Here is a 21,709-nt window from a genome sequence, read left to right as displayed (position 1 = left end):
GGCAGTGGCTGGGCACGCTGCGGGGCATCAGCGACAGGCAGGATCTGCACGGGCTGATCGAGGGGCGGCTCACCCGGATCCTCCTCGACTGCGGAGGGCTCGACGACGCCGGCGACCGTATGTCCAGGGCCATGTCGCGGGGCCAGCCGCCGGCGCGGGCGGCGGCGTGGGTCGAGGGGTTCCTGGCCGGGGGCGGGCTGCTGATGGTGCACGATCCGCGGCTGCTCGGCCTGGTGGACGGCTGGCTCACCGGGCTGTCCTCCGATCAGTTCACCGACGTGCTGCCGCTGCTGCGCCGTACGTTCGGCACGTTCGCCGCGCCGGAACGGCGGGCGGTCGGCGAGCGGCTGCGCTCGGCCGGTCGTGACGCGGGAGAGCGGGATCAGACCGTCGACGAACGCCGCGCCGCGCCCGCCGTCGCGACCGTGCTCTCCATCCTCGGCACGGCGGGCCGATGAGCGCACCGGGGGTCGGCGGGTCGGCGAGCGCACGGAGGGGCCGGTCAGCGGATGGTGAGGTCCGCCCGTGAGGTCCAGAGGATGAGGTGGGGCCGTGAGGTCGGGCCGTGCGGTCCAGGGGGTGATGCCCGGTGGTGAGGTCCAGGGGATGAGGTCCAGGGGGTGTCAGGGTGCGGGCGGATGAGGGTGTGCAGGGGACGACGGCGTGGGAAGGCAGAGCGATGAGCGCGGCGGACGAGCGGATGCGCCGGTGGCGGCTGGTGCTGGGCGGTGGCGACGCCGACGGCACCGGGTGCGGTCTGGAGGGCGCCGACGCGGGGATGGACGCGGCGCTGGCCGCCGTCTACGAGCAGGGCGGCCGCGAGGGCGGGCTGGGCGCGTCGGCCCCGAGGGTGGCCCGCTGGCTGGGTGACATCCGCACCTATTTCCCCTCGACGGTCGTCCAGGTCATGCAGCAGGACGCGATCGAGAAACTCAACCTCACCCGGCTGCTCCTCGAACCCGAGATGCTCGACGCGGTGGAGCCCGACGTGCACCTGGTCGGCACCCTGCTCGCGCTCAACAAGGTCATGCCCGACCAGGCCCGCGAGTCGGCCAGGGCGCTGGTGCGCCGGGTGGTGGCGGAGCTCGAACGCCGGCTCGCGCAGAAGACCAGGGCCGCAGTGACGGGCGCCCTCAACCGCTCGGCCAGGACTCACCGCCCCAAGCGGGTGGCCGACATCGACTGGAACCGTACGATCAGGGCCAACCTCAGGAACTACCTGCCTGAGAGGAACACGGTCGTCCCTTCACGCCTGGTGGGCTATGCCCGCAGGCAGCGGTCGGTGCAGCGCGAGGTGGTGTTGTGCATCGACCAGAGCGGTTCGATGGCGGCCTCGGTCGTCTATTCGAGCGTGTTGGGGGCGGTGCTGGCGTCGATGCGGTCGTTGAAGACGTCGCTGGTGGTGTTCGACACGGCGGTGGTGGATCTCACCGATCAGCTGCACGATCCGGTGGAGCTGCTGTTCGGCACGCAGCTCGGCGGCGGCACCGACATCAACCGGGCCGTCGCCTACTGCCAGGGCCTCATCACCAGGCCGGCCAACTCGATCGTCATCCTGATCAGCGACCTGTACGAGGGCGGTGTCAGGCAGGAGCTGCTGCGCAGGGTGGCGGCGATGACGCAGGCCGGCGTGCAGGTGGTCGTGCTGCTCGCGCTGTCGGACGAGGGCGCGCCCTTCTACGACCACGATAACGCCGCCGCGCTGGCCGCGATGGGCGTGCCCGCGTTCGCGTGCACGCCCGACGCGTTCCCCGACCTGATGGCGGCGGCGATCGAGCGGCGCGACATCGCCCGGTGGGCGGAGCGGCACGCCGCGGTCAAGGGCTAGGGACTTCGGCCCTGGCCCTGAACGCGCCGAGCATGAGACGGGTGGCCCCGGGAGCTCGACACCGGGTCCGCCTCCCTCTACGCGCACGTGGCAGGCAAGGAGGAGCTGCTTGAGCTGACCCACGACCGGTGCTCGGTGAGATCCGGCTGCCCGAGCGCGACCCGGGCCGCGGGAAGGAGCAGTTGCGGAAACAAGATCGGACCGTGCGGCACTTCGCCGTCCTGTCGGACGGTCATAAGATCGACTCCCCGCGTTTCCTCCGCCGCGCGGAGAGGAAACGAAGCGCTTGCACCGGGCGCTGTCCCGCAAGGCCAAGAGATCGAACAACCGGGCCAAGACCCGTCGAAAGGTCGCCCGCCAGCACGCGAAGGTCGCCGACGCACGCCGCGAGTTCTGCCACCAGCTCTCCACACAGATCATCCGTGAGAACCCAACGGTGGTCGTGGAAGACCTGGCGGTCAGCGGGCTCGCGCGCACCCGGCTGGCCACGAGCGTGCACGACGCGGGCTGGTCGGCCTTCACCGGCATGCGGCGATCAACATCCTGGCCGCCGGACGGGCGGCACTCGACGGGCTGGAGGGCGCACGCCGTGAGCGTGCCTTAGGCCCAAATGCCTAGGCCCCGCGCCCGATGTGCCGACCTGCTGGTTCGCCATAGCTTGCCACCATGACGACAACGGTTGAAGGGCCCGCGAGCGCCGCCCCGGTGAGCGTGGTGTCCCCGCGATATCGAGCGCTCAGCGTGGGGCTGGTCGCGCTGATCATGTTGACGGCCTTCGAGGCGATGGCGGTGGCCACGGCGATGCCCGTCGTGGCCCGCGACCTCGGCGGCATGCACCTGTACAACCTGGCCTTCAGCGCCACGCTGGCCGCCAGTGTGATCGCGACGGTGCTGGGCGGGCGGTGGAGCGACGTGCGGGGGCCGTTGCCGCCGCACGCCGCCGGGGTGACGAGTTTCGTGGCCGGGCTGCTGCTGGCCGGGTTGGCGCCGACCATGGAGGTGTTCGTCGCGGGCCGGTTCGTGCAGGGCCTTGGGGCGGGTTTGATCCAAGTGGCGCTTTATGTGCTGGTTGCCAGGGTTTATCCGGGATCGATGCACCCCAAGGTGTTCGCCCTGTTCTCCGCCGCCTGGGTGCTGCCCTCGATGGTCGGCCCCGCGATCGCCGGGTTCGTGGTCGAGAAGATCGACTGGCGGTGGATCTTCCTCGGAGTCTCCTTGATCGTCATCCCGGCGGCGTTGCTGCTCTGGCGCGGCACCGCGGGACGTGAGGTGCGGGACGGCGTCGCCGGGCCCGCCCCCGGCCTGGGACGCAAGCTCGTCTGGGCCACGCTGACCGCCGTCTCCGCCGCCCTCATCCAGTACGGCAGCGCGCTCAAGCTCGCCGGCCTGCCCCTGCTGCTCATCGGAATCGTCCTGCTGGTCGTGGCGCTGCCCCGGCTGCTGCTGCCCGGCTCGCTCAAGGCCGCCCGCGGCCTGCCGACCGCGCCCGTGCTGCGCGGCCTGGCCTTCGGCTCGCTCACCGCGGCCGAGGTGCTCATCCCGCTCATGCTGATCAGCGAGCGCGGCCTGACCCCGACGGGGGCCGGCATCGTGCTCACCATCGGCGCGCTCGGCTGGTCCGCCGGCTCGTGGATCAAGGGGCGCGGCACGATCAGCGACATGACCGCCATCCGCGGCGGCGCCGCCATGATCGCCCTGGGCATCTCCCTGGTGACGCTCGTGCTGATCGACTCCGTGCCGATCGCGGTCGCGTACGTGGCCATGGCCATCGCCGGCCTCGGCATCGGCGCGCTGCACCCCACGGTGTCCGTCCTGGTGCTGAAGATGTCCAAGGAGGGCGAGGAGGGCCGGAACAGCGCGGCCGTCGGCGTCGGCGAGTCGGTGTTCACCGTCGTGGCCGTCGCGGTCAGCGGCGCCCTGTTCACGGCAGCCGCCCAGAACTATCTCGCCGGTCTGATCTTCGCCGTCGCGCTGGCGGTGCTGGCCTTCCTGCTGGCCCCGCGTTTTGCCAAGCCCGCGGCACCAGGCACTATGGAGGGAAGCGCGTCATAGAACGACGAGAAATCTCCCCTTCCGCCCTCTGCTGACCGGGCACGACCCTGGGGCGGCGGCCGGATGGGCAGGGCTCTCGCCGGTGAGGGGGATACATGCCGCGAGTGCGGGAGCTTGAGGTCTTCCGGTTGGCACTGCCGTTCGGCAAGAGGTCGGAGACCCTGCTCGTGAAGCTCACCGACCACGGCGGCATGAGCGGCTGGGGCGAGGTGACCTCCCCCCAGCCGAAGACCTGGTCGAGGCTGGAGGAGTCGCTGGCGGCCCTGCTGATCGGCGTCGACTGGGAGCATCCCGACACCGTGCCGAGCGGCGACTCCGCGGTCGACATGGCCTGCTGGGACCTGTGGACCAAGATGCGGGGCGTGCCGCTCGCCGAGGCGATCGGCGGCACCCGCACCTCGCTCATGGCGACCGTGCGGATCGCGCCCGACCTGTCCGTCGAGAGCCTCGTGTCCCGGGTCAACCAGCAGGTCTGCGCCGGCTACGGGCACGTCACGCTGGACATCAGGCCCGGGTGGGACGTCGAGCCCGTGCGCGCGGTGCGGCAGGCGTACCCGGCGCTCACCCTGGCCGTCGACTGCGGCAACGCCTACTCCGACCTCGGCCAGCTCGTCGCGCTCGACTCCTACGGCCTGGAGGTCATCGAGCGGCCCTTCGACACCGGCGACGTCCACACGCACGCCTCACTGCAGGATCAGGTGGCCGCCTCGGTCGCCGTCGAGGTCGGTTCGACCGCCGGCCTCGACGACTACCTGACGCTGCGCGCGGCGCGGGTCCTGCTGCTGCGGCCCGCCGCGTTCCCGTCGCTGTCGGATGCCAGGCGGGCACACGACCGGGCCGCCGCGGCGGGCTGGGACATCCAGTGCGCGGGCGGTCAGGGCGCGGGGCTGGCCAGGGCGGCGACGGTGGCGGTGGCGAGCCTGCCCGGGTGCACGCTGCCGTGCGACGTGACCCAGCCGCCGCGGCAGAACCAGATCGTCACCCCGATCGTGGGCGCGAACGCCGGCGTGATCGCCGTGCCGTACACCCAGTCGGGTCTCGGCCACGACATCGACGAGACCCGCGTGCGCAAGCTGGCGAAGGACTCCTTCCGCGCGTGACCGCGACGAGCGGAGGGTAGCGGCGGACAGGGAACCCCCACGAGCACGCCATCCGGCCGGCCTGAGCAGGGACTTCCCTGAACGAAGGTCGCCGCCCGGCGGGATCGCATGTAACGGCCAGGGCATAACCTGGGTTAGGGGAGGTCCGACACTGACGGCTCAGCGAGCGCTGGGCCGCTGGAGTGATCATGGCCATGGCTGAGTCGAACATCGCGAACGGCCGGCGGTTGCCTGCGGAGCTGAACAGCTTCGTGGGCCGCCGGCATGAGACGGCCGAGGTCAAGCGGCTCATGTCCGAGTCCAGGCTGGTGACGCTCGTCGGCGTGGGAGGAGTCGGCAAGTCCCGGCTGGCCCTGCGGGTGGCGTGCGACGTGCGGCGCGCCTTCCCCGACGGTGTGTGGCTGGTCGAGCTGGCCGCGCTGGAGAGCCCCGAGCTGCTCGCCCAGACGGTGAGCGAGGCCCTGGGCGTCCAGGACCGGTCCGTACGCTCCCCGATCGACGTGCTCACCGGCCACCTGCGGGACAAACACCTGCTCGTGGTCCTCGACAACTGCGAGCACCTGCTGGACGACTGCGCGGTCCTGGCGGCCACGCTGATCCGCGCGGCGCCCCGCCTGAGCGTCCTCGCGACGAGCAGGCAGGCGCTCGGCGTCACGGGCGAGCTGACGATGCCGGTGCCGCCGCTGGTGGTCCCCGGCCTGGACAACGATCGCCCGTCCACCGCGTCGCTGCGGCAGTCGGACGCGGTGCGGCTGTTCGTCGACCGCGCCCACGCCGTGCTCCCCGGCTTCGAGCTCACCGACGCCAACGGCGACAGCGTGGCGCGGATCTGCCGGCGGCTGGACGGCATCCCGCTCGCGATCGAGCTGGCCGCCGTCTCGCTCAGGGCCATCTCCGTCGACCAGTTGCTGGCCCGGCTGGACGACCGCTTCCGGCTGCTCACCAAGGGCGCGCGGACCGCCATGCCCCGCCAGCGCACGCTGCGGGCGCTGATCGACTGGAGCTACGGGCTCTGCACCGAGCAGGAACGGCTGCTCTGGGCCCGGCTCTCCGTCTTCTCAGGAGGCGTCGACCTGGAGGCGGCGGAGCAGGTGTGCTCCGGCGACGGCATCGAGCCGGACGAGATGGTCGACCTGGTGAGCGGCCTCGTCGGCAAGTCGGTGCTGGCCCGCGAGGACCACGGCTCGTCGGTGCGGTACCGGCTGCTGGAGACCATCCGCCAGTACGGCCGCGACCGGTTGCGGGAATCGGGCGGCGAACAGGAACTGAAGCTCCGGCATCGCGACTGGTGCAGGGACCTGGTGGGCCGCGCGGAGCAGGCCTGGTACGGCCCCGGCCAGCTGACCTGGTTCGCCCGCCTGCGCGCCGAGCACGGCAACATCCGCGCGGCCCTGGACCACTGCCTGACGACGCCGGGCGAGACGGAACCCGGCCTGGACATCGCCACGGCCCTGCGCTTCTACTGGATCGCGTCAGGCTCGTTCCGCGAGGGCCGCAGCTGGCTCGACCGCCTGCTCGCCGCGGACCACGAGCCGAGCGCGGCCCGCGCCCGTGCCCTCGTCGTCGACGCCAGGCTGGCCGTCCTGCAGAGCGACTTCGCGATGGCAGCCGCCATGCTGGACGAATGCCACAACCTGGTCGCGCGGCTCGGCGAGGAGTCGATCCTGGCCATGTCCGCCTATGTCGTCGGCTTCTCGGCCCTGCTCCAGCGCGACCTCGACGGCGCGCTGAGGATGCTCGGCGAGGCGGTGGAGCGCAGCCGCGACGAGGACGACCAGACGGGCGTGGTGAACGCGCTGCTCTACCTCGCCACCGCGCACTCACTCCTCGGGCATACCGAACAGGCCGTCACGCACTTCAAGGAGTGCGTGGAGATGTGCGAGGCCCGTCAGGAGCACTGGTTCAGGTCGTACACGTTGTGGGTGTTCGGGATCGAGAAGTGGAGGCAAGGGGACACCGCGGAGGCGGTCGAGATGGAGCGCCTGGCCATCCGGCTCAAGCAGCCCTTCGACGACCGCCTGGGCATCGCCCTGTGCATCGAGGCCCTGGCGTGGATGGCGGCCGGTGACGAACCCGAGCGCGCCGCCGTCCTGCTCGGGGCCGCGCGGGAGAACTGGCGCTCGTTCGGCGGGCCGCTGTTCGGCAACCTGTCCGACTACCACGACGCCTGCGAGGCGTCCACGCGGGAACGCCTCGGCGGCAGGCGCTTCGACACCGCCTTCCGCAAGGGCACCGAGCTCGGCTCCGCCGCCGCGGTCGCGTACGCCATGGGCGAGGACCCGGGGCGGGGCAGGCAGGCGGGGGAGACGTCGCCGCTCACCCGCAGGGAGACGGAGATCGCCCGGCTCGTCGCCCAGGGAATGAGCAACAAGGCGATCGCCGCCTCGCTGGTGATCGCCCAGCGGACCGCGGAAGGACATGTCGAGCACATCCTGAACAAGCTCGGGTTCACCTCACGGGCCCAGATCGCCGCCTGGGTCGGCGAGCAGGACCACCGCGACCCCGGGAGTTCCTCATGAAGTCCAACGGCGGCTTGCTGACCGGCGGAGCCTCCTTCGTCGGCCGGAGACGCGAGCTGGCCATGGCCAGGAAGGCGCTGATCCGCGGACGGCTGCTCACGTTGACGGGGGCGGGCGGCGTGGGCAAGACCCGCCTGGCCCTCCAGATCGTGGAGCACGTCAAGGGGACGTTCCGCGACGGTGTCGGGGTGGTCGAGCTGGGCACGCTGGAGACCGGCGAGCTGCTGGAGTCGGCCGTCGCCTCGGCGCTGGGGTTGCGCGACGCGGGTCCCGACCCGATGAACGTGCTGGTGGACCACATGTCCGGCAAGCGGATGTTGCTCGTCCTGGACAACTGCGAGCACCTGTTCTCGATCTGCGCCCCCTTCGTGGACCGGCTGCTGCGGGTCGCTCCGCGGCTGCGCATCCTCGTGACCAGCAGGCAGACGCTGGGCGTCTACGGCGAGCAGGTGCTGACCGTGCGGCCGCTGGCCGTGCCCGACCCGGCCCGGCCGCTCGGGGAGATCGCCCGCCATGACGCCGTCCGCCTCCTCGAGGACCGCATGGCGGACGTCCTGCCCGGCTTCTCCCTCGCCGCGGGCAACGCATGTCGCGTGGCCCGGCTGGCCCAGCGCCTGGAGGGCGTGCCGCTGGCGATCGAACTGGCCGCGGCGAGGCTCCGCACGATGTCGCTCGACCAGCTGATACGCGAACTGGACAAGCCGATCGACGTGCTGGCGGCCGACACCTGCGCCACGCTGCCGCGCCACCACTCGGTGCGTGCGACCACGGAATGGAGCTTCGGGCTGTGCTCGGCGGCCGAGCAGCGGCTGTGGGCCCGGCTGTCGATGTTCCCCGCCGGGGCCGACCTGGACACCGCCGAGGCGGTGTGCTCCGGCGACGGCATCGACGCCGCCGACGTGCTCGACCTGCTGGCAGGGCTGGTGGACAAGTCGGTGCTGTGCTGCGATCGCCGGGAGAGGGGGCTCAGATACCGCATGCTGGAGAGCCTGCGCGCGTACGGCTGCGAGCGGCTGGCGCCCTCCGAGAAGAACCTGCTGCGCGGACGTTACGTCGATCACTACCGGCAGCTGGTGGAGGGCAGCCAGATCGACCGGATAGTGCCCGACCAGCTCGAACGCTACCGGCGGCTGCAGGTCGAGCTGCCCAACGTGCGGGTCGCCCTCGAAGCGTGCCTGAGCACGCCGCCGTTGACGCGCGTGGGGCTGGACATCGCCTCGGCGTTGTGGTGCTACTGGCTGCTGGCCGGGTCGCTTCTCGAGGGGAGGTACTGGCTGGAACGCGGCCTGGACCTGGTGCGGGAGCCCGGCAGGACCCGCGCGACGGCGCTCTGGGCGGACAGCATGCTCGCCCTCCGCCAGGGCGACCTCGTGATCGCGCTGCCCAGGCTGGAGGAGTGCCTCGACCTGGCCCGCCGTCCCGGCAACGAGGCCGTCCTGCCGTACGCCATCGGGACCGCCGGCGTCGCGGCGTACTCCAGCGGAGACCACGAGCGCGGGCTCTCCCTGCTGCAGGAGTCCCTGGCCGTGCACCGCGCGGGGGAGAACGTCGACGGCGTCATGCTCAACCTCTACTACGCGTCCGCGTACGGCTCCGTCGGCCACCCGGGACGCGCCGCCGAGTTCGGCGAGGAACTGCTCGCGCTCTGCGAGAAGCACCACGCGCGGGTCTCCCGCGCGTACGCCCAGCTGGCGCTCGGCGTCGCCCGCTGGAACCTGGGCGACTGCCGCCGTGCCGAGGCGCTGGTGACGTCGGCGGCCATGTTCACCGGGGAGGTCAACGACCGCTGGTGTCTCACCCAGTGCCTGGAGGTGCTGGCGTGGATCGCGGGCGCCCGCGGAGAACACTGGCGGGCCGCCGGGCTGATGGGTGCGGCACACGCGCTGTGGCAGACGATGGGAGCCTCGCCCGAACGGTTGTGGTATCACGCGGCATGGCACGAGCACTGCAGGGAGCAGGCACGCCGGGCGCTGGGCGGGAGGGCGTTCGCGACGGCCTTCCGTCAGGGGGCTCGGCTGGGCCAGGACCGCGCCGTGAGCTACGCGGTCGCAGGCTGAAGCCCGGGTGACACCGTCCGTCAGGCCAGGGCGGCCTCCAGGAGCAGAGCACCCGCGCCCAGGAGCGCGGCGTCGCGGCCGGCCCGCGCGGGAGCCACCTCCAGGTCCCTGGTGGCCAGGGGGAGGCAGCGTTCCCAGACGGCCGCCCGGATCGAGGTGATCAGCGGCTCGGCCGCCGACAGGCTGCCGCCCACCGCCACCACGTCCGGGTTGAAGAAGTTCACCAGCACGGTGAGGACCTCGCCGATCCGCCGGCCGGCGTTGCGCACCAGGCTGGTCGCCTCGGGGATCGCGTCGTTGACCAGGCCCACGATGTCGCCGGTGCGGGTCACCGGGATCCCGGCCTCCGACAGGGCGGCCATCAGGGCGGCGCCGCTGGCGTAGGCCTCCAGGCAGTCGGGGTGGCCGCAGGCGCAGATGACCGACGAGTCCGAGCGGACCCGGACGTGGCTGATGTCGCCGGCCGCGCCCCGGCCCCTGTGCAGGCGGCCGTTCACGACGACGCCGCAGCCTATGCCCGTGCCGGCCTTAACGACCATGAGGTTACGGCGGTCCGGCCAGCATCGTGTCTCGCCCGCGGCCATCAGGTTGGCGTCGTTCTCGACCAGGATCGGCAGGTCGTAGCGGGTGGCCAGGCGCTCGGCCACGGGGAAGTCGTTCCAGCCCGGCATGCGCGAGGGTGTCACGACCCGCAGGGTGAGCGGGTCCACGGGGCCGGGGATGCCGGTGCCGATCCCGCGCAGCGGCACCGCCGCGGGCACGTGCTCGGCCAGCAGCGCGTCGAACGCGTCGGCGATGCGGTCGAGTGTGGCCCGGGGGCCGTCGGCGATCTCGCAGGGCCGTTCCTCGATCACGAGCGGGGCGCCGCTGAGGTCGAGCAGGCCGAGGCGCACGTGGTGGGCGCCCAGATCGGCGACCGCGAGCACGCCGGCCGTGTCCGACAGGCGCAGCAGCCGGGGCCGTCGCCCGCCGCGCGACGTGCCGGATCCCTCTTCGGCCAGCAGGCCCGCGTCGAGCAGCTCTTCGACGCGCAGCGACACGCTGGACGCGGCCAGGCCGGATAAACGCGCCAGGTCCGCGCGTGACTCGGCCTTGCCGGTGGCGACGAGTCGCAGCAGGTCACCCTGTGCCCCCTGCACGGGCAGCCGCTGGTTCATGTGAAAATACCTACCATGCGTCGACTTCAGACGACAACGTATTGACTTGATGCGAAATATCCCACTACGGTCCGGCTTATCTTCGATATCGAAGGAAGTGAGCTGTTCATGAAGAGGTTTGTCGCCGCCGCCGTCCTCGCGGTGTTAACCCTGGCGGCCTGCGGTGAGTCGAGCAGCCCAGCCGTGCCGGGCGAGCCCCGGAGCAGCGGCCCCGACGTGCTGGCCAAGGCGCCGGTCGCGACGGCGGCCGAGATCCTGCCCGGCTCGACCATGGAGAAGATCAAGAAGCGTGGCGAGCTCCTCGTGGGCGGCTCGCTGGACGCGCCCCTGCTCTCCCAGCAGAACCCCGTCACCGGCGAGGTCGAGGGGTTCGACGCGGAGATGGGCAAGGCACTGGCCAAGTACATCCTCGGCGAGCCCAAGGTGAAGATCGTCAACTCGGCGTCGGAGACCCGTGAGGCGCTGCTCGCCAACGGCACCGTGGACGTCGTCTTCCAGACGTACACGATCACCGAGGAGCGGGCCGAGCAGGTCTCGTTCGCGGGCCCGTACTACACCTCCGGTCTGACGATCGCGGTGAAGAAGGGCACGACGGGCATCGCCAAGCCGGAGGACCTGAACGGCAAGAAGGTCCTGGCGGGCGCGAACACCCCGGCGATCCCCGCGATCAAGAAGCTGGCGCCGCAGGCGGAGATCATCACGTTCGGCAGCGACCCCGAGTGCGTCCAGGCGCTCAAGCAGGACCGTGGCGTCGCGTACGTGCAGGACGAGACGATCCTCATCGCCGACGCCAAGTCCGACCCGGCGATCGAGATCGTCACGAAGCCGTTCACCGAAGACCCGTACGGCATCGGGCTCAAGCACGGTGACGACGCGTTCAAGAAGTTCGTCAACGACTGGCTGAAGAAGACGCAGGACACCGGGGTCTGGCAGCAGATCTGGAAGAAGACCATCGGCACCGTCGTGACCGGCGAGGCTCCGCAGCCGCCGCGGATCGGCTCCGTGCCGGGGTCCTGATGTCCGTCCTGCTGGATCATCTGCCCGAGCTGTGGCAGGGCCTGGTCGTGACGTTCCAGCTCACCGCCGGGTCCTTCGCGGGCGCGGCGGTGCTGGGCGTGCTGGTCTGCGCCCTGCGCGTCAGCCCGGTACGGGTGCTGCGCGCCCTCGGCACGGCCTACGTCGAGGCGTTCCAGAACCTGCCGCTGCTCGTGCTGCTCGTCCTGGCGTTCTTCGGCCTGCCGGAGATCGGCATCAAGGCCGGCCTGCTGGAGACGGCCATCGTGGTCATCGCCGTGTACGAGGGCGCCTACGTCGGCGAGGCCCTGCGCTCGGGGGTGAACTCGGTGTCGAAGGGCCAGGGCGAGGCCGCCAGGGCGATCGGCCTGACGTTCGGCCAGTCGCTGCGGCACGTCATCCTGCCGCAGGCGCTGCGCACGGTCGTCCAGCCGCTCGGCAACATCTTCATCATGACGACCATGAACACCGCGCTCGCCGCGGCCGTCGGCGTCGTCGACCTGACGGCGGCGGCCAACCGGGTCAACCTCGTCGAGGCGCAGCCGATCCCGATCTTCGTGGGCGCGGGCGTGGCCTACGCCCTGATCGCCGCCGTGGCCGGGTTCGTCGCCGGGCGCCTCGAACGGAGGCTGGTGATCCTCCGATGACGACCCTCCACCCGGGGGCCCTGCGGCGAAGGGGGCTCCGATGACGAGCACCGCGCTCTTCGACGAGCCGGGGCCCAAGGCCAGGAGGCGCATCCGGATCGCGACCGTGCTCGGCACGCTCGCCGCCGTCGCGCTCGTCGCCCTGGCCGTGCGGCAGTTCGCCGCGAACGGGCAACTCGACGCCGCGCGCTGGCAGCCGTACGCGACCTGGCCCATGTGGCGTTATCTCCTGGACGGTCTGTGGTCCACCTTCCTCGCGGCCGTCGTCTCGGCGGCGTTGTCCATGGCGCTCGGCCTGGTGCTGGCGCTGGGCCGGCTCTCGCCGCGCCGGTGGGTGCGCCTGCCTGCCGCCGGATACGTCGAGGTGGTCAGGACGATCCCTGCCCTGCTGCTGGTGTACGTGGTGCTGTTCGCGCTGCCGCGCTACGGCATGGACCTGCCGCTGTTCTGGAAGCTGGTCGTGCCGCTGACCGTCTCGAACGCGGCCGCCTTCGCCGAGATCTTCCGCGCCGGCGTCAACGCGATCGAGCGCGGCCAGACCGAGGCGGGCCTGGCCGTCGGGCTCACCCGCTTCCAGACGATGCGGCTGGTCGTGCTGCCCCAGGCCGCCCGCCGCGTGTTGCCGTCCATCGTCAGCCAGTCCGTCGGCCTGCTCAAGGACACCTCGCTGGGCTTCATCGTCAGCTACGGCGAACTGCTCTACAGCGGCAAGGTCCTGGCCGCCTACAACCACCTGGTCATCCAGACGTACCTCGTGGTCGCGCTCATCTACCTCGTGGTCAACGCCTCGCTGTCCAAGCTGGCCCGCACGCTGGAGGCCCGCCGGCCCGCCCCGCTCAGAAGGAGACCCGCACGTGCCTGAACTCGCCCTGCTCGCCGAAGTGATCCGGTCGGGGTTCGTGGAGAGCGTGCACTACGGCAGCGCCGTCGGCCTCGGCCCCTCCGGGCGCACGGAGGTGGCGCTCGGCCCGGTCGACGCGCCTGTGCTGCCGCGCTCTTCGGCCAAGCCGTTCCAGGCGCTGGCCTGCCTGACGGCGGGCGCCGCCCTGGCGGGGCCGAGGCTCGCCATCGCGGCGGGCAGCCACACGGGCGAGGACTTCCACGTACGCCTCGTCCGCGAACTGCTCGACGACTACGGCCTCGACGTCGGCGCGCTGGCCTGCCCGCCGTCGTGGCCGGAGGACCAGCCCACCATGCACGAGCTGATCAGGCAGGGCCAGGACGTCTCCCGCGAGCGCATGAACTGCTCGGGCAAGCACGCCGCCATGCTCGCCGCCTGCGTGGCGGGCGGCTGGGACGTGCCCGGCTACCTGGCCCCCGAGCATCCCCTGCAGTTCCACGTGCGCGCCGTCACCGAGGAACTGGCGGGGGAGAAGGCCGCGCACGTGGCGATCGACGGGTGCGGGGCACCGCTGTACGGGCTCACGCTGACCGGCCTCGCGCGGGCGGTGCGGGGGCTGGTGGCCGCCGCGCCGGACAGCGGGCCGCGCCAGGTCGCCGACGCGATGCGCGAGCACCCCGAGTACGTCGGCGGCACCGGCCACCAGAACACCGGCCTGATGCGGGCGCTGCCCGGCGCCCTGGCCAAGGGCGGTGCGGAGGGCGTGCTGGTCGTGGCGCTGGAGTCGGGGCACGCGGTGGCGGTGAAGGTCATCGACGGCAGCCCGCGCGCCACGACCGCCATCGCGGTGGACGTGCTGCGCCTGATGGGCTGTGACGTCGGCGGGGCGGCCGCGTTCGCGCGAGTGGACGTGCTGGGCGGCGGCGTGCCGGTGGGCCGGATCGCCACCAGGCTGCCCTGACCCACCCGCCGTCCGCCGCCTCGCCCGCGTGCCGCCGCCTCGCCCGCCGCCCACGGGGGCGAACATCGCGCATCGGCCGCGGGGGCCGGGGCGGCGCCGGTCAGCCGTTCGCCAGGGAGGAGCCGCAGCCGTCCGTGAGGCCCGTGGCCGGATCGTCGCCGGCCTTCTTCGCCGGGGGCTCGGTGGTCTCCTTCGCCGGCTTCTCGGCCTTCCCCGACTTCGCGGGCTGCCCCGGCGACGGGGTGGCCGAGGCGGCGACGGCGGGCTTCGTGTTCTTCGAGTCGCGGATGGCCTTGTCGGCGACGTCACGGATCTTGTCCCAGTCGGGGTAGCCGGTGTTGATGAGCGGCGGCACGAACTGCACGCTCGACACCTTCGCGTTCTTGACCTTCAGCGCGAGCGGCACGAGGTGCTTGAGCATCGGCCGCGGGATGTCGGTCCTGATCAGCTCTTTGGTGGCCAGCGCGATCTTGTTGAACCTGGTCAGCACCGTCGCCGGGTCGGCCTGGTCGAGGATGGCGCCGAGCACGCAGCGCTGCCGGCGCATCCGCGTGTAGTCGTCGCTGTACGTCCGCGAGCGGGCATACCACATCGCGTCGGCGCCCTTGAGCTTGCGCGTGCCGGCCTTGACCAGGCCCTCGTTGTGCCTGCCGAACACGACGTCCTTCTCGACGGTGATCGTGACGCCGCCGATGGCGTCGATGAGGCGGGCGAACCCCCACATGTTGACCAGGGCGTACCAGTCGACCTTGACGCCGAGGGTGTAGCCGATCGTGTCCATGAGCACGCTGGCGCCCTGGTGCTCCTTGCCGCCGAAGATCTCCGGGTGCGAGTCGGCGTACTCCCAGACGCTGTTGAGCAGGTCGCTCCGCCCGCCGCCCGGGTCGGCAGGGAGGCGGAAGCCGCCGGGGAAACGCTCGGCCATCGGCGTGCCCGGACGGAAGCGTACGTCCTCCAGGTTGCGCGGCAGGCTGAACAGCACGGTGTTGCCGGTCTCCACGTCGACGCTGGCCAGGTTCATGCTGTCGGTGCGCACGCCGACCCGGTGGTCGTCGGCGTCGCCGCCGAGGAGCAGGATGTTGACCCGGCGCCGGCCCGCCCACGGGTTCTCCGGCTCCGGCTCGGCCGCCTCCGGAGCCCCGTCGCCCGCGGGGGGCTGCTGGAAGATGCCGTTGAGCGTCTCCTGCGAGGTCCAGACGAACTGCGCGACCACTCCGAACGGCACCACGACCACGACGGCGAGCAGTCCCGCGAACGTGCCGGTGACGATCTGCCCCGTCTGCGGCAGCCGCCCTGGCCGCAGCACGACGAACGAGTGCACGATGAGGGCGAACCATCCCACGCCCAGCACGGACGCGCCGACGAGGATCGCCGTCAGCCAGGAGTTCTCGGTCAGCGAGCCGAGCAGGTTGTCGGTCAGCAGGCCCAGGGCGAGCAGGCCCAGCAGCAGGGCGGCGTAGCAGGAGAGCAGCGCGAGGCCGGTCTTGCGCCATCCGGCGCGCAAATGAGCGGCGCCGGGTGCCAACGCACCCAGCACCAGCCAGCCCAGGACCGCTCCGGCGCTCATCGGTTCCTTCGCCTGCCGCACGCCTTCCCCGTTTCCCCGCGATTTCCACCATAGGCGCGATCGCCGCATCTTGAGGTGGACCCGCCGGTGTGGCTCGCCGAAGACGCGGAGTTCGCCGCCCGAGGCAGGCCGCTGACGTGGCCCGTCTCAGGTCTGATTGAGGCGGCAGCCTACGCAGCGAATACGAAATAAGTCCTTATCGGAGGATGAACATCAGCAACCGAATAAGATTCGGCTCATGGCCTTCACTGAGATCGGATACCAGGTGGCCGATCGTGTCGCCACCGTGACGCTACGCCGCCCCGAACGCCTCAACGCCTTCACCCTCACCATGCGCGCGGAGCTGATCGAGGCGTTCGACCTGGCCGACGCGGACGACGACGTACGCGCCGTGGTGGTGACCGGGGCGGGGCGCGCGTTCTGCGCGGGAGCCGACCTGAGCGGCGGCGGCGACACGTTCGGGCACCACGGGGAGCCCGGCGAGCGGCCGGAACTCGTGAACGGCGCGCCCCGCGACGGCGGCGGCACGGTCGCGCTCAGGATCGCCAGGTCGCTCAAACCCGTCATCGGCGCGATCAACGGCCCGGCCGTGGGCGTCGGGGTCACGATGACGCTACCCATGGACGTCCGTCTCGCCTCGGAGACGGCCAGGTTCGGGTTCGTGTTCGCGCGGCGCGGGATCGTCACCGAGGCCGCGTCCAGCTGGTTCCTGCCCAGGATCGTCGGCATCGCCCAGGCCATGGAGTGGGCGGCCACCGGCCGGATCTTCCCCGCGTCCGAGGCGCTCGAAGGGCGGCTGGTCTCGCGGGTGTATCCGGCCGACGAGCTGCTGCCCGCGGCGTACGCGCTGGCTCGGGAGATCGCCGAGAACACCTCAGCCGTCTCCGTGGCCGCCGTCCGCAGGCTGATGTGGTCGGGTCTGTCGGCGGCCTCGCCGTGGGAGGCGCACGCGGCCGACTCCCGGCTCATGACCGAGCTCGGCGGCGCGCCCGACGCGGTCGAAGGAGTGACCGCCTTCCTCGAGAAACGGCCCGCCCGATTCCCGATGACGGTCAGCCAGGATCTCCCGCCCGGGGTGCCGTCATGGCCCGGCGATCCTTATGGTGTCTAGCGTGTACGAGATCACCGTGCTGCCCCTGCCCGACGACTTCGAGGGCGCGGTCGTCGCGACGCTGGTCGCCAGGAGGGCCACCACCCCCACCCGCAGGGCCGTGCTCTACCTGCACGGGTTCACCGACTACTTCTTCCAGGACCACCTGGCCGAGCACTACGTCAGTCGCGGCATCGACTTCTACGCCCTCGACCTGCGCAAATACGGCCGCTCGCTGCTGCCCCACCAGACCAGGGGCCTGATCAGGAGCGTCACCGACTACTTCCCCGAGATCGACGAGGCCGTCCGCATCATCAGGCAGGACCACGACGAGCTGACGATCAACGCCCACTCCACCGGCGGCCTGATCGCGCCCCTGTGGGCCGACCGGGTGCGAGGCCGCGGCCTGGTGCAGGGGCTCGTGCTCAACAGCCCGTTCTTCGACCTCAACGTGCCCACGCCGCTCCGCCTGGCCGCCGACCTGCTCAAGACGCCGCTGTCCTACACCCGCTGGGTCCTCCCCCTGGGCGTCAGCACCGTCTACGGGCAGACCCTGCACCGCAGCGAGCAGGGCGAATGGGACTACGACCTGGAGCTCAAGCCCCTGGGCGGCTTCTCGGTGCACGCCATGTGGCTGGCCGCCATCCGCAGGGCCCAGCGGCGGCTGCACGCCGGTCTGTCGGTGGACGTGCCGGTGCTCGTGCTCACCTCGGCGACGGGCCTGCGCGTACGCGACTTCGCTCCTGAGGCGCGCTCGGCCGACATCGTGCTCGACCCCCGGCACATGGCCCGCTGGTCCGCCTCGGTCGGGCCGCACGTCACGTGCGTACGCATCGCGGACGGCCTGCACGACCTGGTGCTGTCGGCCGAGCCGGTGCGCAAGCAGGTGTTCGGCGAGCTTGACCGCTGGATGAACGCCTTCGTCTACCACGGGAACGAGAAGAGCCCGTAGTAGGCCGCCGCCACCATCAGCAGGCCGGTGCCGCCCAGCACGCCCGCGATCGCCACGTGCTGCCAGCGGCTCGGCCGCATGCCCTCGCGCAGCGCCGACACGAGCGCCGCCACCGCCGTGACCTCCTGGACCAGCATCCACACCGCCAGCACCCGCACGACCAGCCAGCCGGCCAGCACGGCGGGCCAGGCGCCCGCCTGGTTCACCGAGAACAGCACCAGCAGCGTGATGAACGCCACCACCGACACCAGCAGGCCCAGGCTCGTCCACGCGATCCTGCTCAGCCTGCGCCGCAGCGGCGGCCAGAGGCGGGCATTGGCCTCGGCGGTGACGCCCACCCGCCCGCGCAGGCGGACGACCATGGCGGCGACCGGCCCCGCCACATAGCCGACGGCGGCCAGGCAGATCGTCAGCCCCAGCATCGTGCCGCCCGCGTACCAGGGGGCGGCGGGCACGTCGCTGGCCTCGAACCGCTGGACCGGGGTGGCACCCGCCATGTGCACGGACGGCTCGGCGGTGCCCGGCAGGCCGATGATCCAGTTGGCGAGGGTCTCCAGATAGCCCTGGGTGAAGTGTCCGCCGTGGACCCGCATGGCGTGGTCGCCGCTCGCCATGAAGCGGATCGTGTAGTCGTCGTTGCCCGCCTTCTTCATCGCCGTGATCAGCGCCTGGGTGGACTCGACGAAGGGGATCGAGGGGTCGGTGGTGCCGTAGAACGCCAGGACCGGTTGCTTGACCTGGCTTAAGGCCGGCATCGCGTCGTAGCGCAGGAAGTCGAAGCCCACCCCGCCCATCGCCCTGGTCAGCAGGTCGCGTACGCCGATCGGGGCGTGCAGCCTGAGCAGCTGCTCGTTCAGCGCCCACGCGACCTGGCGCAGCGGGGAGACGTTCGGCGAGGACACCATCACCATGAACTTCACCGCGGTGCTCTTCGCCGCGGCGATGGGCACGACCCAGCCGCCCTCGCTGACCCCCCATAACCCGATGCGCGAAGGATCCACCTCGGGAAGGGTGCGGAGGTACTCCACCATGCGCAGCGCGTCGTCGGCGAGCAGCCCGAAGTCGCGATCGCGGAAGTTGTAGCCGATCGTGCGCTTGTCGAACGCGATCGTCACCACGCCCGCCATGGCCAGGAACTCCGCCTGCGGCGTGAACTCGGTCCGCGACCCGTTCCCCGAGCCGGACACGAACACCATCGCCGGATGCCGCCCAGGTGTCATCGGCACCCGGAGCGTCCCCTCCAGGCGCTGTCCCTCCCCCGCGACCGAGATCTGCTCCCTGCGGACGGCGGCGGTCGCCACCACCGGCGTCAGCTCGGCGGCCGGCTGCGCCGGGATTGACTGGAAAGCTGGATCGGCCTTGAGCGGCGGCGGGTCGAACGCGGGTGGTAAGACGTATCCGACCGTCGCGAGAGCCACCAGCACCAGACCGGCGGCCACGCTCAAGGTGCCACGGCCAGTGCGCATCGGCCTCCCCATGTGCGTTGGTTTGCCCGCCGATCGTCCAGCGTACTCCCGGCTTGTGCGACAGGTGAGCCCGCATTTGTCAGTGAGAACTGTTAGCTTCCTGCGACATGCGCATCCTGCACACGTCCGACTGGCATCTCGGACGCTCGCTCCACCGCGAGAGCCTGCTCGCGGCGCAGGCGGCGTTCGTCGACCACCTGGTGGAGACGGTGCGGGCCGAGCGGGTCGACGTCGTGGCGATCGCCGGCGACGTCTACGACCGGGCGCTGCCGCCGGTCGACGCGGTCGCGCTGCTCGACGACGCGCTGGCCCGGCTGCGCGCCGCGGGGGCGCGAGTGGTGCTGATCAGCGGCAACCACGACTCGGCGCTGCGGCTCAGGTTCGGCTCGGCGCTGTTCGAGACGGCAGGGGTGCACGTGCGCACCCGCCCCGACCAGGCGTGGGAGCCGGTGCTGGTCGGCGACGTCGCCTTCTACGGCATCCCCTATCTGGAGCCCGAGCTGGTCCGGGCCGGATGGGAGCTGCCCGACCGCAGCCACACCGCGGCGCTCACCCACGCGATGACCCGCGTCAGGGCCGACGCGGCCTGCCACCGCGCCTCCGTGGTCCTGTCGCACTGCTTCGTCACGGGCGGGCAGGCCAGCGACAGCGAGCGCGACATCAGCGTGGGCGGGGTGGCCCACGTGCCCCTTCCGGTCTTCGACGGGGTCGACTACGTCGCGCTCGGCCACCTGCACGGGCGTCAGCGCATGTCCGAGAGCGTGCGCTATTCGGGCTCGCCGCTGGCTTATTCGTTCTCGGAGGCGGGCCACGTCAAGGGCTCCTGGCTGGTCACCCTGGGCGAGGAGGCGGAGTTCGTGGCCGCCCCCGTGCCGCGTCCCGTCGGCGCCGTGAAGGGCCGTCTCGACGACCTTCTGACCTCCCCGCTCCACGCCCGTCTCGAAGACCACTGGCTCCACGTCACCCTGACCGACGCCGTCCGCCCCAAATCCGCCATGGAGCGCCTCCGCGCCCGCTTCCCCCACACTCTCGGCCTGGCCTTCGAGCCCGACGGCGCCATCCCCGCCGTCCAGCCCGCGCGGCTGGGCGGGCGGCCGGAGGCCGAGGTCGCCCTCGACTTCGTCCGCGAGGTGCGCGGCGAGTCTGCGGCACCTGACGAGGAAACGCTGCTAAGACGGGCCATCGAGGCATCGAGGGTGAAGGAGACGATGGCATAGATGCGGCCGCACCGGCTCACCTTCACGGCCTTCGGGTCCTTCCCCGGCACCGAGACCGTCGACTTCGACGCCCTTGCGGAGGCCGGCCTCTTCCTCGTCCACGGGCCCACAGGGGCGGGCAAGACCACGATCCTCGACGCGCTCTGCTTCGCCCTCTACGGCCAGGTCCCCGGCCAGCGCAACAGCGCCCGCAGCCTGCGCTGCGACCACGCCCCGCCCACGGCAGGGCCCGCGGTCACGCTCGAGGTGACGATCCGCGGCCGGTTACTCCGCATCCAGCGCTCACCCATCTGGCAGCGGCCCAAGCTGCGCGGCGCCGGGTTCACGGAGGAGAAGGCCAAGGTCGTCGTCTCCGAGCGGCGGGGGTCGTCCTGGCAGGGGCTGACGACCCGGCTCGACGAGGCGGGGCATCTGGTGGGAGAGCTGCTCGGCATGAACGCCGACCAGTTCTGCCAGGTGGCGATGTTGCCGCAGGGGGAGTTCGCGAAATTCCTGCGGGCCGGCGGCGACGAACGCTCCAAACTGCTGGAACGGCTGTTCACCGTCAAGATCTTCACCCAGGCGGAGGCGTGGCTGGCCGAGCACCGCAAACTGGCCTGGCGCGAGGCCCAGGAGCTGAGGCAGCAGGTCGACTTCGCGATCAAGCGCGTCGAGGAGGCCGCCGGCGACGCCCTCCTCGCCGCCCCTGGGTCCTCCACGTCCTCCGCACCCCCCATCTCCTCCGCACCCCCCACGTCCTCCGCGTCTCCCGGGTCGCCCATGGCCGAGGGCGCCCAGGGCACCCGCGGGGAGACCGGCGGCCAGGAGCCGCGGGGGGCGGGGCGTCGGCCGGGAAACGAGAGTGCCACCGATCAAGCCGGGGACGCAGGACGGCTCACGCCGGAGGCCGACCCGTTGCGCTGGGCCGGTGCTCTGCTCGCCGCCGCGCGGGCGGTCGTGGAAGGCGCCACCGAGGAGCAGGCCGCGGCCGGCCGGGCGCTGCGCTCGGCCCGCCTCCGTCACGAACAGGCCGCCTCCCTCGCCGACCGCCGGCGCCGCCACGCCGAGGCGCTCACCCTCCGCCGCACCCTCGACGAGCGCGCCGACGAGAGAGCCGACCTGCAGGCCATGCTCGACGACGCCGCCAGGGCCGACCGCGTCATCCCCCTCGTCACCGCCGTCAGGCAACGCGCGGAGATCGCCACCAAGGCCCGCACCCTGGCCGCCGACGCCCTCGCCCGAGCACGCCCCCTCCTGACCAC

At 71.8% G+C, this 21,709-nt stretch carries 18 protein-coding genes; 15 read left to right on the top strand and 3 right to left on the bottom strand.

Annotated features, from left to right (window positions below; genetic code table 11):
* From E1294_RS42490 to E1294_RS42455, 7 genes are all read left to right on the top strand, one after another.
* Nucleotides 1-458 (top strand): DUF5682 family protein (locus E1294_RS42490; RefSeq protein ID WP_246083684.1); only part of this gene is annotated, 458 nt, incomplete at its 5' end.
* A 221-nt stretch (nt 459-679) separates the two neighbouring features.
* On the top strand, nt 680-1,828 hold the full coding sequence (locus tag E1294_RS42485; protein ID WP_132516848.1) for a VWA domain-containing protein: 1,149 nt from the start codon (nt 680-682) through the stop codon (nt 1,826-1,828).
* A gap of 286 nt (nt 1,829-2,114) precedes the next feature.
* Complete coding sequence (locus tag E1294_RS42475) at nt 2,115-2,432, top strand: transposase (RefSeq protein WP_342775147.1); 318 nt, start codon at nt 2,115-2,117, stop codon at nt 2,430-2,432.
* Nucleotides 2,433-2,494: 62 nt separating this feature from the next.
* On the top strand, nt 2,495-3,880 hold the full coding sequence (locus tag E1294_RS42470) for an MFS transporter (protein WP_246083683.1): 1,386 nt from the start codon (nt 2,495-2,497) through the stop codon (nt 3,878-3,880).
* Nucleotides 3,881-3,975: 95 nt separating this feature from the next.
* Nucleotides 3,976-4,980, top strand: coding sequence for an enolase C-terminal domain-like protein (locus E1294_RS42465; protein WP_165977786.1), 1,005 nt, complete (start codon nt 3,976-3,978; stop codon nt 4,978-4,980).
* Between the two features lie 188 nt (nt 4,981-5,168).
* Entirely contained in the window at nt 5,169-7,499 is a 2,331-nt protein-coding gene (locus E1294_RS42460) for an ATP-binding protein (protein WP_132516846.1), read from the top strand.
* The gene (locus E1294_RS42455; RefSeq protein WP_132516844.1) at nt 7,496-9,556 is read left to right on the top strand and encodes an ATP-binding protein; all 2,061 of its coding nucleotides are present in this window, start codon (nt 7,496-7,498) and stop codon (nt 9,554-9,556) included. Before E1294_RS42460 ends, E1294_RS42455 begins: the two co-directional genes overlap by 4 nt.
* A 20-nt stretch (nt 9,557-9,576) precedes the next feature.
* Here E1294_RS42455 and E1294_RS42450 read toward each other — a convergent pair whose 3' ends face one another.
* Nucleotides 9,577-10,713, bottom strand: coding sequence for an ROK family transcriptional regulator (locus E1294_RS42450; RefSeq protein ID WP_246083682.1), 1,137 nt, complete (start codon nt 10,711-10,713; stop codon nt 9,577-9,579).
* Between the two features lie 108 nt (nt 10,714-10,821).
* Between E1294_RS42450 and E1294_RS42445 the strand changes: the two genes are divergently transcribed.
* Genes E1294_RS42445 through E1294_RS42430 form a run of 4 tightly spaced genes read left to right on the top strand, consistent with a single transcriptional unit; the run spans nt 10,822 to nt 14,176 of the window.
* The gene (locus E1294_RS42445) at nt 10,822-11,730 is read left to right on the top strand and encodes a glutamate ABC transporter substrate-binding protein (RefSeq protein WP_132516842.1); all 909 of its coding nucleotides are present in this window, start codon (nt 10,822-10,824) and stop codon (nt 11,728-11,730) included.
* Nucleotides 11,730-12,374, top strand: a complete 645-nt coding sequence (locus E1294_RS42440) for an amino acid ABC transporter permease (RefSeq protein WP_132516840.1) — start codon at nt 11,730-11,732, stop codon at nt 12,372-12,374. Before E1294_RS42445 ends, E1294_RS42440 begins: the two co-directional genes overlap by 1 nt.
* 40 nt (nt 12,375-12,414) lie before the next feature.
* Nucleotides 12,415-13,236, top strand: coding sequence for an amino acid ABC transporter permease (locus E1294_RS42435; protein ID WP_132516838.1), 822 nt, complete (start codon nt 12,415-12,417; stop codon nt 13,234-13,236).
* The gene (locus E1294_RS42430) at nt 13,229-14,176 is read left to right on the top strand and encodes an asparaginase (protein ID WP_132516836.1); all 948 of its coding nucleotides are present in this window, start codon (nt 13,229-13,231) and stop codon (nt 14,174-14,176) included. The genes E1294_RS42435 and E1294_RS42430 overlap by 8 nt, the downstream gene beginning before the upstream one ends.
* A gap of 100 nt (nt 14,177-14,276) precedes the next feature.
* Here E1294_RS42430 and E1294_RS42425 read toward each other — a convergent pair whose 3' ends face one another.
* A complete protein-coding gene (locus tag E1294_RS42425; protein ID WP_132516834.1) occupies nt 14,277-15,743 on the bottom strand; it encodes an LCP family protein in 1,467 nt (488 codons plus the stop codon).
* Nucleotides 15,744-15,981: 238 nt separating this feature from the next.
* On the opposite strand from E1294_RS42425, the gene E1294_RS42420 reads away from it, so the two are divergent.
* Nucleotides 15,982-16,854, top strand: coding sequence for an enoyl-CoA hydratase-related protein (locus tag E1294_RS42420; protein WP_132516832.1), 873 nt, complete (start codon nt 15,982-15,984; stop codon nt 16,852-16,854).
* A gap of 1 nt (nt 16,855) precedes the next feature.
* The gene (locus E1294_RS42415) at nt 16,856-17,785 is read left to right on the top strand and encodes an alpha/beta hydrolase (protein WP_132516830.1); all 930 of its coding nucleotides are present in this window, start codon (nt 16,856-16,858) and stop codon (nt 17,783-17,785) included.
* Here the strand turns inward: E1294_RS42415 and E1294_RS42410 are convergent.
* A complete protein-coding gene (locus E1294_RS42410) occupies nt 17,758-19,251 on the bottom strand; it encodes a prolyl oligopeptidase family serine peptidase (RefSeq protein WP_132516828.1) in 1,494 nt (497 codons plus the stop codon). The two genes, E1294_RS42415 and E1294_RS42410, sit on opposite strands and share 28 nt — an antisense overlap.
* Before the next feature lie 107 nt (nt 19,252-19,358).
* Between E1294_RS42410 and E1294_RS42405 the strand changes: the two genes are divergently transcribed.
* Both E1294_RS42405 and E1294_RS42400 read left to right on the top strand, forming a co-directional pair.
* Entirely contained in the window at nt 19,359-20,468 is a 1,110-nt protein-coding gene (locus E1294_RS42405; RefSeq protein WP_132516826.1) for an exonuclease SbcCD subunit D, read from the top strand.
* A partial coding sequence (locus E1294_RS42400; RefSeq protein ID WP_132516824.1) for an AAA family ATPase occupies nt 20,469-21,709 on the top strand: 1,241 nt, incomplete at its 3' end. It lies immediately after the preceding gene.

Origin of the sequence: Nonomuraea diastatica (assembly GCF_004349015.1) — a bacterium.
GTDB lineage: Bacteria > Actinomycetota > Actinomycetes > Streptosporangiales > Streptosporangiaceae > Nonomuraea > Nonomuraea diastatica.
The sequence above is the reverse complement of the archived record's forward strand: the minus strand, read 5'-3'. Positions and strand labels throughout refer to the sequence as shown.

Bases quoted from the DNA above. Each gene is read 5' to 3' on its own strand.
- E1294_RS42410 (WP_132516828.1), bottom strand. From the start codon at position 19,251: ATGCGCACTGGCCGTGGCACCTTGAGCGTGGCCGCCGGTCTGGTGCTG.
- E1294_RS42465 (WP_165977786.1), top strand. From the start codon at position 3,976: ATGCCGCGAGTGCGGGAGCTTGAGGTCTTCCGGTTGGCACTGCCGTTC.
- E1294_RS42460 (WP_132516846.1), top strand. From the start codon at position 5,169: ATGGCCATGGCTGAGTCGAACATCGCGAACGGCCGGCGGTTGCCTGCG.
- E1294_RS42405 (WP_132516826.1), top strand. From the start codon at position 19,359: ATGCGCATCCTGCACACGTCCGACTGGCATCTCGGACGCTCGCTCCAC.
- E1294_RS42485 (WP_132516848.1), top strand. From the start codon at position 680: ATGAGCGCGGCGGACGAGCGGATGCGCCGGTGGCGGCTGGTGCTGGGC.
- E1294_RS42455 (WP_132516844.1), top strand. From the start codon at position 7,496: ATGAAGTCCAACGGCGGCTTGCTGACCGGCGGAGCCTCCTTCGTCGGC.
- E1294_RS42470 (WP_246083683.1), top strand. From the start codon at position 2,495: ATGACGACAACGGTTGAAGGGCCCGCGAGCGCCGCCCCGGTGAGCGTG.
- E1294_RS42445 (WP_132516842.1), top strand. From the start codon at position 10,822: ATGAAGAGGTTTGTCGCCGCCGCCGTCCTCGCGGTGTTAACCCTGGCG.
- E1294_RS42450 (WP_246083682.1), bottom strand. From the start codon at position 10,713: ATGAACCAGCGGCTGCCCGTGCAGGGGGCACAGGGTGACCTGCTGCGA.
- E1294_RS42435 (WP_132516838.1), top strand. From the start codon at position 12,415: ATGACGAGCACCGCGCTCTTCGACGAGCCGGGGCCCAAGGCCAGGAGG.
- E1294_RS42440 (WP_132516840.1), top strand. From the start codon at position 11,730: ATGTCCGTCCTGCTGGATCATCTGCCCGAGCTGTGGCAGGGCCTGGTC.
- E1294_RS42425 (WP_132516834.1), bottom strand. From the start codon at position 15,743: ATGAGCGCCGGAGCGGTCCTGGGCTGGCTGGTGCTGGGTGCGTTGGCA.
- E1294_RS42420 (WP_132516832.1), top strand. From the start codon at position 15,982: ATGGCCTTCACTGAGATCGGATACCAGGTGGCCGATCGTGTCGCCACC.